General features: G+C 42.5%; 13 protein-coding genes and 1 pseudogene. 11 read left to right on the top strand and 3 right to left on the bottom strand.

Translation table 11 applies throughout. The annotated features are described in order from the left end of the window. The first annotated feature begins 59 nt into the window (after positions 1 to 59). The gene (locus SG35_RS13265; RefSeq protein ID WP_274055455.1) at positions 60 to 452 is read left to right on the top strand and encodes an energy transducer TonB; all 393 of its coding nucleotides are present in this window, start codon (positions 60 to 62) and stop codon (positions 450 to 452) included. Positions 453 to 493: 41 nt separating this feature from the next. On the opposite strand, the gene SG35_RS13270 is transcribed toward SG35_RS13265, so the two are convergent. Beyond that, positions 494 to 1,447, bottom strand: a complete 954-nt coding sequence (locus SG35_RS13270; protein ID WP_274055456.1) for an IS110 family RNA-guided transposase — start codon at positions 1,445 to 1,447, stop codon at positions 494 to 496. Between the two features lie 213 nt (positions 1,448 to 1,660). On the opposite strand from SG35_RS13270, the gene SG35_RS13275 reads away from it, so the two are divergent. From SG35_RS13275 to SG35_RS13290, 4 genes are all read left to right on the top strand, one after another. After that, complete coding sequence (locus SG35_RS13275; RefSeq protein WP_274055457.1) at positions 1,661 to 2,047, top strand: hypothetical protein; 387 nt, start codon at positions 1,661 to 1,663, stop codon at positions 2,045 to 2,047. Positions 2,048 to 2,132: 85 nt separating this feature from the next. Next, entirely contained in the window at positions 2,133 to 2,552 is a 420-nt protein-coding gene (locus tag SG35_RS13280; protein WP_044836335.1) for a helix-turn-helix domain-containing protein, read from the top strand. 71 nt (positions 2,553 to 2,623) lie between these two features. Further along, on the top strand, positions 2,624 to 3,031 hold the full coding sequence (locus SG35_RS13285; protein ID WP_044836332.1) for a VOC family protein: 408 nt from the start codon (positions 2,624 to 2,626) through the stop codon (positions 3,029 to 3,031). Positions 3,032 to 3,106: 75 nt separating this feature from the next. Beyond that, entirely contained in the window at positions 3,107 to 3,457 is a 351-nt protein-coding gene (locus SG35_RS13290) for a hypothetical protein (protein ID WP_044836333.1), read from the top strand. A gap of 59 nt (positions 3,458 to 3,516) precedes the next feature. On the opposite strand, the gene SG35_RS13295 is transcribed toward SG35_RS13290, so the two are convergent. Next, complete coding sequence (locus SG35_RS13295; protein ID WP_044836334.1) at positions 3,517 to 4,344, bottom strand: MipA/OmpV family protein; 828 nt, start codon at positions 4,342 to 4,344, stop codon at positions 3,517 to 3,519. 428 nt (positions 4,345 to 4,772) lie between these two features. Then, the gene (locus tag SG35_RS13300) at positions 4,773 to 5,069 is read right to left on the bottom strand and encodes a hypothetical protein (protein WP_274055458.1); all 297 of its coding nucleotides are present in this window, start codon (positions 5,067 to 5,069) and stop codon (positions 4,773 to 4,775) included. A gap of 819 nt (positions 5,070 to 5,888) precedes the next feature. On the opposite strand from SG35_RS13300, the pseudogene SG35_RS13305 reads away from it, so the two are divergent. The 6 genes and pseudogenes from SG35_RS13305 to SG35_RS13330 form a co-directional block, all read left to right on the top strand. Then, a pseudogene (locus SG35_RS13305) lies at positions 5,889 to 6,322 on the top strand (IS3 family transposase); the annotation flags it as partial. Between the two features lie 104 nt (positions 6,323 to 6,426). Beyond that, positions 6,427 to 6,765 carry a zinc ribbon domain-containing protein YjdM gene (locus tag SG35_RS13310; protein ID WP_044832700.1) on the top strand — a complete coding sequence of 113 codons (339 nt, stop codon included), beginning with the start codon at positions 6,427 to 6,429 and terminating at the stop codon, positions 6,763 to 6,765. 132 nt (positions 6,766 to 6,897) lie between these two features. After that, entirely contained in the window at positions 6,898 to 7,611 is a 714-nt protein-coding gene (locus tag SG35_RS13315) for a pseudouridine synthase (protein ID WP_044832701.1), read from the top strand. A gap of 175 nt (positions 7,612 to 7,786) precedes the next feature. After that, positions 7,787 to 8,560 carry a class I SAM-dependent methyltransferase gene (locus tag SG35_RS13320; RefSeq protein ID WP_044832702.1) on the top strand — a complete coding sequence of 258 codons (774 nt, stop codon included), beginning with the start codon at positions 7,787 to 7,789 and terminating at the stop codon, positions 8,558 to 8,560. Between the two features lie 32 nt (positions 8,561 to 8,592). After that, complete coding sequence (locus SG35_RS13325; RefSeq protein ID WP_044832703.1) at positions 8,593 to 8,943, top strand: 5-carboxymethyl-2-hydroxymuconate Delta-isomerase; 351 nt, start codon at positions 8,593 to 8,595, stop codon at positions 8,941 to 8,943. Positions 8,944 to 9,241: 298 nt separating this feature from the next. Further along, positions 9,242 to 10,168 carry a S41 family peptidase gene (locus SG35_RS13330; protein WP_053043008.1) on the top strand — a complete coding sequence of 309 codons (927 nt, stop codon included), beginning with the start codon at positions 9,242 to 9,244 and terminating at the stop codon, positions 10,166 to 10,168. Positions 10,169 to 10,428 lie beyond the last annotated feature (260 nt).

Here is a 10,428-nt window from a genome sequence, read left to right on the forward strand (position 1 = left end):
GGGGTCGGCCTGGTAACAGGTCGCTCTACCACGATTACAACAATAAGCATTATAAAAAAATGAATCAATGGCTGTTATTAATTTTATTTACCTTGATACTACAAGGGTGTCAGTCAACTAGGAATAATCCTCTAAATGAACCTGACTCTATAGTTTATGCGATCGAAAATAGAGAAGATATTCGTCCTGTGATTTTAATAAAACCTAAGTATCCAATAGCCGCAGCCAATCAAGGGATAGAGGGAAGTTGTAAGGTGACTTTTGATCTTGGCAAAGTCGGTATATTAACAAGAGCTGTAAATATAGAAATAACCGAGTGCATGCCACAAGGTATATTTGAAAAAGTTTGTATCGATTCAATTAAAAGGTGGGCTTTTAGAGATATGGAAAACCTAGATACTCATGAATCACCATATGGTTTAATAACTTATTGTAAATTTGAGTTAAATTAATTTGTTGTATAACAAGTGACTATGGTGTCAATTCCTGATTTTTAGCTCATTTTAGGATCCCACATGACACCATCTCTGACCATAGAATTTAAGATTACAATCATTTTTCTGACGCAGGCAATAATGGCTATTTTCTTTGCCTTTCCTGCTGCTAATAATCGTTGATATGTTGTTTTAAATACAGGGTTGCATTGCATGGCTGACATCATGGCCATATACATCACAGTTCTAATTTTATCACGGCCACCTCGTATTCTTCGCTTCCCTTTATAAATGCCACTTTCTTTATTAAATGGTGCAACACCAACCAGGGCGGCAGCTTGTTTATTGGTTAAATATCCAAGTTCCGGCATGTCGCTTAGTAAGTTAAAAGCTACGACATTACCAATACCTGGCATGCTCTGGATAATGTCATTTTTAGCTTTATATTCTTCACAACTGTTCATGACTTTTAGTAGTTTTTGATCAACTTTTTCTAGCTGATTTTTAATGGCAGTTAGTATGGGTTTTATCAGACTAATGGTGGCTTTAGGCATAATCGACAGACGGTTTTTCTCCATGGTTTGCATTAGCATTAACTGCCTTCTACGTGCCAATAAATCACTCATTAACTGGATTGTATCCGGCTTTAAAGTTGATAATTTAGGCTTAATAGCTTCGCCGTAGTGGGCAATAAGTTGTGCATCAAGTTTATCTGTTTTTGCTTGTTTACCAATGGCTCCTGCAAACTTTTTAATATGAACAGGGTTAGCAACAACAAAAGGTAAATTGGCTTTGGCACATGCGATTACAAATGCTTGTTCAAGCCGGCCTGTGGCTTCAATAATGATACGAACAGGATTGTATTTTTTGATTTCTTTAACGGCTTTATTAATACCTTTATCATCATTAGTGACGGTGAAATAAATATCTAAAGGGCGGATGTAAATGTCTAATTGATGTTTGCCTGTATCAATACCGATATTAATTTCATTTTGATTATTTTTATTATTCATAATAAGCTGACTCTGCCTTGCTATTCGGGCTCGAGGCCCAGTTGACTATCCGAGTTTAATGCTTGGAGTCCTATACAGCGTTCTTACTTGTTATCGGTCTCTCAACAGAGGAGCCTGCCAACCATCGAACTGCTGTATAAGAAGGCTTTGGTTGCAGCCAAAGCTTGGGCCTCACACTACCCGAAAAGCTTTAAAAAGAATATTAGGATATGGATGATATTATCCATACAAGGCCAAGCACTCGGAAAAGTTACTCACTGCGCTCCTAACTTTCCGGTGTTGGCAGCGTTAGGTTATACCAGTAACTGTAGAGGAAGTATGAACTACATAGAAATTTATCGAAAACAGGCATCGGATAGAAAATTTAACTTTGTTTTTGTTCTTTTATTTTGGCTACCGGGGTTATTATTACAATACTATAAACCTGATATCTCCTTCATTCCCATTAATTCTGGAATTTTAGGTTTGGCATTTATGGGAATAGGATATTTCTTCATATTAAAAGTTGTTAAAAACTCAAAATGTCCTGCCTGTAAACAAAGCCCTGGCAACCACTGGGTAGTGAAATCTTGTAAAAATTGTGGTGAACAACTTTCATAATTCACCTAACAAATAAAGTCAGCGGATTCGTAAACTCACCGCTGCTTCGAGCGTTATATTTTACGTGGATCAAGAAGTATATTTTATGGCTACGAACTATAAACTTGAAAGATTGAATGCTGGCAGGGATTATATTGCTGATAATTATCAAGCTCCACTCAGCTTATCCGGTATAGCAAAGTACTCATATATGTCCCCTTATCATTTTTTGCGTGTTTTCAAGGATACATATGGAGAAACGCCTAACGAATTCTTGATACGGCTTAGAGTCGAACAAGCTAAGAAAATGCTCATTACGGAAAATTTTAGTGTTTCAGAAATATGCGAGAAAGTGGGTTATACAAGTCTTGGTAGCTTTTCTTCATTGTTTTTAAAACAAGTTGGTGTGGCACCTACTTTATATCGTCGTAAGCTTTGGGCTTTGTCTACTGAAGCGTATCGTTTTCCTTCGCAGGCTATACCGGCATGTTATGCCTACCATTTTTTGGGCAAATTGGCTAATTGAGCAATATTGGAGAAATATCATTTTGATTATTTCTATAAAATAAAGATGAATTAACAACAGGGAATATATAGATGATCACATCCATAGCGCATGCAACAATATACGTACTTAATCAGGACGAAGCTCTTGATTTTTACAAAAATAAGCTCGGTTTCGAGGTCGGTGATGACATGAAAGTAGAAGGAGATTTCCGTTGGCTAACTGTATATCCGAAATCTAATTCACAACTTCAGTTGGTACTGGCAGAGCCAAAAGAGGGACCGATGTTCACCAAAGACTCCGCCGATAAAATACGAAGTTTAATCGAAGAAGGCGCATTTGGAGCCGGCGTTTTCGAAACTGAAAATTGCCAAAAAACGTACGAAGAGCTTGTGGCTAAAGGAGTGGAATTTATCCAGCCACCTACAGAACAGCTTTATGGTGTTGAAGCTATGGGCATAGACAACTCTGGGAACTGGTTTAGTTTGGTTCAACGGTAAAATAAAATATAGCAAGTAAAGCCAGCAGGACGTCGCAAGCGGCGCCTTTGCTTTAGGCGTTAAAAGTAAAAGCATATGAAATTGATCATCACCTTACTGGTAATTCTTCTGGTAGGTAGCAATGCTTTCTGGTTGTATGGTGCTATCGATCAAGGAGTAACGAACTCTTATCGAGATCAGCAATTGCGGGAATTGGACGAAACAAGAAAACAATTAATGGCAGTACTTCCCGAAATCGCAGGTAACTTAAGCAAGCAGGAAGTCGTAGCAATCGTAAGTAAACATACCGACTTAGAATCATATGAAAAAGAAGGTTGCACTTGGACAGGTTGGGTTGGTCTCAAATTTAATGAAACTGGTGCGCTGCAAGCAGTCGCACCAGTTTGGGCATATGGCAATGAAAATCCGTGCCTACAAAACTTTTAACAAGGCCAGCCAGAGGGACCAAAAACCGCCGCTTCGCTCTGGTTTAGGCGTTAGGCGATCTAGAATACGTAAATGAATCCGACGCCTACTTCTGCTTCATAGTTGTTTCGTGCGATTGGACTATCCTCAATGTCGCTACTATAACGCTCATAGAGCACTTCACCGAAAACCTGCCAATTCTCGTTGATATAATGACGATAATTGTAATTGAACCCAATTGAGCGAAATCCTCCACTCAATTGTGTCTCACTCAGTCCCGATGCAACTGACTGCTCTGCGTCTATGCCAAAATCTTTATTGGCCCAATCACTATCGTGATAAACCACAACGATAGCAAATTCAGAACCGGTTCCGTCGGTCTGGTCGCCGATGCGGCGCCCAACCCCAAAAATACCGAGACTGCCGTTATCACCGGTTACAATTCGGCCATCAAGCCAATAATGCCAATCGACATCGAAAGCACGACGCGCTTGCAGCACGAGTTCAATATCTTCATCTGCATCGCCGAGTCCATCCAATCGCCCGTCATCGGAATCACCTTCTTCACGACCCTCATCGAAGGCTATGGCGGCATCGAATAGCCACGTATTAGAACGAAGACCACGCCACCCCAGCGCTTCACCCGCCCAGTAGAAAATATCATTACCTCTGCGCCATTGTACCGCACCAGCAGGATCGACTTCGAAGCCGAATTCATCCGACCCTTCGTAGGCCGATTCATACTCAACACCCAGGCCCAAGCCGAAGCTCCAGCCATCATTACCCTTCGTGAAGTCCTCTACTGAGGGTAAAGGTACTAAAGCTGTTTTTCCGTCCTGTGCTAATGCTGTTTGAAAGAAGAGAGCATGTATGAACACCGCCAACAGTAAACCAATACGCTTTTTCATTTAGGTTCCGCTCCAGTATGTGTTGGTATCGAACAATTTGTCAAAGTGTAGTATATGTGAAGCTTATGTGAATAAATCACATACATTTTCGACGTCTAATCATGAAAATCCATTCAGAACAGATTACGGTCTATTGACATAAATTGCGGAATATCGCCTAACAATCGCACATCAGCGGCGTTAGCAGTAAAAAGTGCATAATTGAAAATATCGCTTATTCCTGGTGATGGCTGGTCAACCTTTGAAAAAGTTAAAGGGTTACCAAACTTAATCTGGTGTACTTTAAAGGACAAGTGCGAACACCCAAACTTTGGTAAACCAGGGATTTCAATTTGAGGATGTTCAGCCAAAGGATAAAATCGGGTGAGTTTTTTTACCAGACTCAGCCATGAGCACAATAAACCCACCCGTTTTCTTTTGTGTAAAGCTTATTTCACCTTATTTTTACGACGAAGTATAACCGAGCCGCTATGCAGCCGGTTTATTTTCTCCCGATAACCTATAACCTGGTATTTAAGCCAAAAATTGACATGCCTGATACCTTCACTGGTATCTGGCGTGATGCACTCCGGCTCTTGGGCAACGGCAGCAAGGCCATCAAAGATAAAGGCACATTCCTGACTGAATTGGCTGAAGTCGTCGCAAAGGTCGAGCAGATCTCTTGCCCACTGCTCAGGGGTGACTTCCTGCGAGGCAGGATCTGAAGGGGTATCTGATTCAGACATGATACCGTCCTCCCTTAAGTGTTAACCGCACACAAGTATTGGCCCAGTCGTTATTTCCGGTATTGCTTACATTGGCGTTATGGGGTGTTGGCTGGGATTGGGGGCTTGGTATATTTTCTGTTAAACTTTCTGTTAAAGAAACTTTAACCGAGTGAAACTCTGGCATATCATTAGGGTTAGCCATGGTGGATACCTCTATCTTTAGTATCTGTTGTGGTTAGCTGCCGCTGAGTGTTACCGCACTCAGAGGTAGCGCTTAATTTTCCCCGGCGCATCGCCGGTTAAGCAATTGCTCTTTATTTACTTTTCATCTTTACAGGTAAAAAAACACCTCCGCTGGTTGTTGATAAATCGTTGTTTAACCCTTTAAGGTATAGTACGAAATACTATATAAATCCACAGTGTTTCAGGTGTTTTCGGCAGAAATGTTGGTAGGGTGACTGTCTGCATTTCTCTTTAAAAAAAGCAATGAGTAAATCTGCAATTTGTTATCTGGAGGTAAAGTGAGAACAGGCTAAGACCTGGCTTTAAACTTTCCTTTATTGCTACCGAACACCGCATGCTTGTAAGGTTGCTTCCGTGTGCTAAGCGGACGAAAATCATCAACAAAAGCTTAATACTTTTTCTCATGTTTAGTCAGAGAAATGAGAACTGAATTATATAGCCGCATTTCCACCGAAAAGAAGGGATAATCCCGCCTTTTAGCGGATAGTTACCAAGTCATAAAGTTATAACTTATCGATGATGCGCAGGTAAAAAGGTAAAGTTTAAATATTTTAATAATAATTTAGTCGACAATACTTCTGCCGAAAATGGAACCAAGTTGTTGGTTGGTCTGTGCAGTCAATGATGCATACCTATTTAGTGTTAAGTGCGTTACTTGCGGCCGTATGGCGGAGAAAACCAAAGCAAACAGTCATTATCCATTCAGATAGTAATACTGGAGGTACTAGATTTCTAGCTGTGATTGGCAACGCTTTGCTGCTGAACATAATCTATCTCTCAGTATGAGTCGACGAGGTAACTGCCATGATAATGCTGTTGCAGAGAGCTTTTTCCAGCTACTTAAGCGTGAGCGAATTAAACGTAGAAAATACAAACGTAGAAAATACATAAACCGGGAAAAAGCTAAAGAAGGTATATTCGATTACATCGAAATGTTTTATAACAATAAGCGGAAGCATGGTTATTTAAATAATCAATCTCCAGCTGACTATGATAGAACCTGTTTTATGAATCAAGAAAATGTCTAGGTTAGTCTGGTCGATTCATCTCAGAAATTCGATAGAATCTACTCGCCAAGGTAAAAGAGAGCCATTACCATATGCGCAAGACTAATTTGAAGAAGTAATAATGTATGTCCCTTCCTCCTTGCCCAAAATGCAAATCTGAATACGTTTATCAAGATCAAAACCATTTGATCTGCCCCGAATGTGCATATGAATGGAACCCCTTGCAAGCCCCTGGCGAAGAAGATACTTTGACTATAAAAGATGCCAACGGCACCTTGCTGGCAGCAGGTGATAAGGTCACGATGATTAAAGATCTTAAAATAAAAGGGAGTTCCCAGGTACTTAAGGTTGGCACTAAAGCCGTTATCAGACGCATAGTTGAAGGCAAAGATCATCAACTGGACTGTAAGGTAGATGGCGCAGGCGAGATGATGATAACAGCTAAGTTTGTGAAAAGGGCCTGAGTGAATTTGCTCTGACAACAGGGTTCACTGTCTATGGGGCAGAGCAATGTTTGCTCCCCCCGGCATATTTTTCCTTACCTGGTTCGGATTACCGTAAAAGATTAAAGCACTTTATTTCCTTAAAGGTTGTATATGACATTAAGCACATCAAGACTCGACCGCTTTATCAGCAAACAATGTCGGGTAAGTCGTCGGGATGTCCGGCTGATGTTAGCTCAAAAACGGATTAGGGTTGATGGTGCTATCGCCACTAATATTGATCAGATTGTTGATAAGTTTTCTCATATCATGCTGGATAACAAAGTGTTGCAAGCCAACCAAGCAAGTTATGTCATGTTACATAAACCTGTTGGCGTGGTCAGTGCAACAAAAGATGAGCAGCATAAAACCGTGCTTGATATCGTTAATCTGCCTGAAAGTGTCGATAAAGCGAGTTTACACCTTGTCGGCCGGCTCGATTTAAATACTTCGGGTTTGGTCTTGTTAACCAACGACAGCCGCTGGTCTGAGCGTTTAACGTCACCGGACAGCAAGGTGGAAAAATTATACCGGGTTACCCTGCAAAATAAGCTGAATGAGGATTACATCGAGGCGTTTAATCAAGGCATGTATTTTGGCTATGAAAAAATCACAACGAAACCGGCTAAGTTAGCAATAATATCGGATCATGTGGCTATGGTGTCACTGGTTGAAGGTCGCTATCACCAGATAAAACGTATGTTTGGACGCTTTCGCAACCCGGTTGTTGCCTTGCACCGAGTGGCTATCGGCTCATTAACCTTAACCGAGCAACTTAAAGTGGGGGAAAGCCGTTTATTAACACCGCAGGAAGTTGCCGGTATTTAACCTTAACCACGGGAGTGCTAAATCTGGCCCATATATTTTTTATTTCGTTTAAACAGGAACTTCCCCCGGCAAGAGCATTGATGTTAACCTTTATTATCAGTGGCGCTGTGCCTAAGCTGGCGGTGTTAGCCACAATAAAACGATAATATTCAAACCAGCCAAAGAAAATAATAATATGGATTACCTGGAAATTAATAAAGAAGCCTGGGACAAGCGTACCCAAGTGCATGTTGCCTCTCAATTTTATGATGTCGAAGGCTTTATTGCCGGTAACTCTTCCCTTAATGCCGTAGAAAAGCAGCTGCTGGGGGATGTAAACGGCAAGAGCTTACTCCATCTGCAATGCCATTTTGGTCTGGATACTTTGTCCTGGGCCCGGCTGGGGGCAAAGGTGACCGGGGTAGATTTGTCATCACAAGCCATAGCACAAGCAAAAGAACTGGCGCAAACCGCGAATTTACCGGCCAGCTTTATCAACAGCGATATTTATAGTTTTGGTGAAACCAGCACAGAGCAGTTTGATATTGTTTTTACTTCTTATGGTGTTTTGTGCTGGTTGCCGGATCTGGATCTTTGGGCGAAAACCATTGCTAACTCTTTGAAAGCCGGGGGCCGTTTTTACCTGGTAGAATTTCATCCTTTCAATGATGTGTTATCCGGTTATGGTTATTTTCCCGCTAAGATGCCGGATATCGAGGAGGAGGGCACTTATACCGAAAACTGCTCAGGTGAAACTTCAACCACGCATACCTGGCCGCATTCCCTGAGCGAGGTGATTGCCGCCTTGATTAACGCGGGTATTGCTATCGAAGGTTTTCAAGAGTATCCCTACAGCCCCTATAATTGCTTCCCTGATCTTGAATATGTCGAAGATCAGGGTTACTGCTTGCCCTTTAAAGGGCAATCAATTCCCCTGGTTTATTCGGTCACAGGCCGGAAAATCACCTGAAAATAAACACGGGCAAAGTTAAGGAGAGTGCAATGCCGCATTTTGTTGTCGATTGCTCCGCAGAGCTGTTAACGCTTCGGTCGGAAGAGGAAATTATGCACCGGCTGCATGTGTCTGCCGTGGAGTCCGGTTTATTTAAAGAAAGTGAAATCAAAGTCCGCATTAATCCATACAGCAGTTACAGCATTGGCGGAAAGCGCGAGGCTTTTGTTCATGTTTTCGCCAGTATTATGCAGGGGCGAAGCACTGAGCAAAAGGCCGTACTTTCAAGTGCTATGGTGACTCAGCTTGTTGCTATGTTTCCCGAGGTGGCCAATATCGCCATGAATGTCAGTGAATTTGAAAAAAACACTTATTGCAACCGGGATATGCTCCAGTGCTGATACATTTTAAACAAGTGTAATCATAAAAGAGGCTCATCAATTGTTAATATCATCGCCGTATGGTGATGTTTTACAGCATTTTTTAAATATGAAGGCTGTATGCGGCGGCATATTAAAAAAGATGGGGTATTGATGGGCTCTGAAATATATGGCTTGTTAAAAGACAGTAACTAGAGTCTGCACCGATTTTACTAAAGAGGAAATGCCGGGCCTATGCCGGATAGGAAAGGAAAAACTGCCAATAAAATGTTTTTTCAAACCTGATAAGGTATAGGAGGGCGAGGGACATGGGAGTAATGTGGCTGTGGATAAGGCATTGGCCGCCGAACTGCCTTTAGGCTCAGTGATTTTAGCCGTCGATGGCCGCGAGACCTCGGTTGTGCTTGAGCAGGATGTGTTTCCCTATATCAGCAGTTCCACCACGCATATTCTCTGGGATCAGGGCATACGCGGCAATAAGCAATACGGTTACGGGTTACTGGCGGAAGCGCCCGGCAGCAGCGTTAAGCTGAAAATCCGCGTACCCGGCGGTGAAATCAAAGAGCTGAGTGTCAGTCGCCGACATAACAGGGAAACCGCCGACTGGCATACTGCCTGCGGGATCCGGCATGAGGAAAGTTTCTCGATGAAATGGCTTGACGATCAGCTTGCTTATGTGGCGTTAAACAACTTTTCGGATATGGCGGTGGTGGATAACTTTATTGCTTCGCTGCCCGAGCTGAAAAAAGCCAATGCTCTGGTGATTGATCTCAGGTTTAATGAAGGAGGCAACACCTTTTTGGCGGAAGAAATTTTGAAATACCTGATCTTTTGGGATCTCACCGGCGCCCGCAGCCGTATGCGGGTGCATAATTCCACCTGTAAGGCCTGGCAGGAAAGCGAAGCCAATGTGCTCTATGCCGATGAAATTGCATTAAAAGACAAACTGGTGATCACAACGGCCATTCTGATCAGCCGGGAAACCGCACGTGCGGCGGAAGATTTTCTGGTGTATGCCGACGGCGTCAAACATTTTAAAACCATAGGCGAACCCACCTTTGGCAGCACAGGGCAACCGCTGTTTGTTGACTTGCCCGGCGGCGGCAAGGGAAAAATCTGCTCTAAGCGGGAAACCTTTGCCGGTGGCCGCGACTTTGTCGGCTACGGTATTCAGCCGGATATCCTGGTAAAACGGGATGCGGATTACTACCTGAGTGAATCGGATCTGACCCTGGAAAAAGCCTAGCTATGGTTAACCAATGAAGTAAAAAAAGAGACGTTAGTGGCGGTGAAATAGCTGTAGATTCGCAGGCCTGGTTAGCTGTCAGGCAAATAACCAACTCCGGTTATGTTTCCTCTTTATCGCCTGCCCGTATTTACCGGGCAGGCGATTTTTACTTGGTAAGCTTGCCAATAAGTTTTATTAGTATAGAGCAGCACAAACCATGCAGAACATTGATAAAAATGACGTGATTTGCAGTCGACCCGGAATTGTGTCAAGCTTGA

It is taken from the genome of Thalassomonas actiniarum (genome assembly GCF_000948975.2).
GTDB classification, from domain to species: domain Bacteria; phylum Pseudomonadota; class Gammaproteobacteria; order Enterobacterales; family Alteromonadaceae; genus Thalassomonas; species Thalassomonas actiniarum.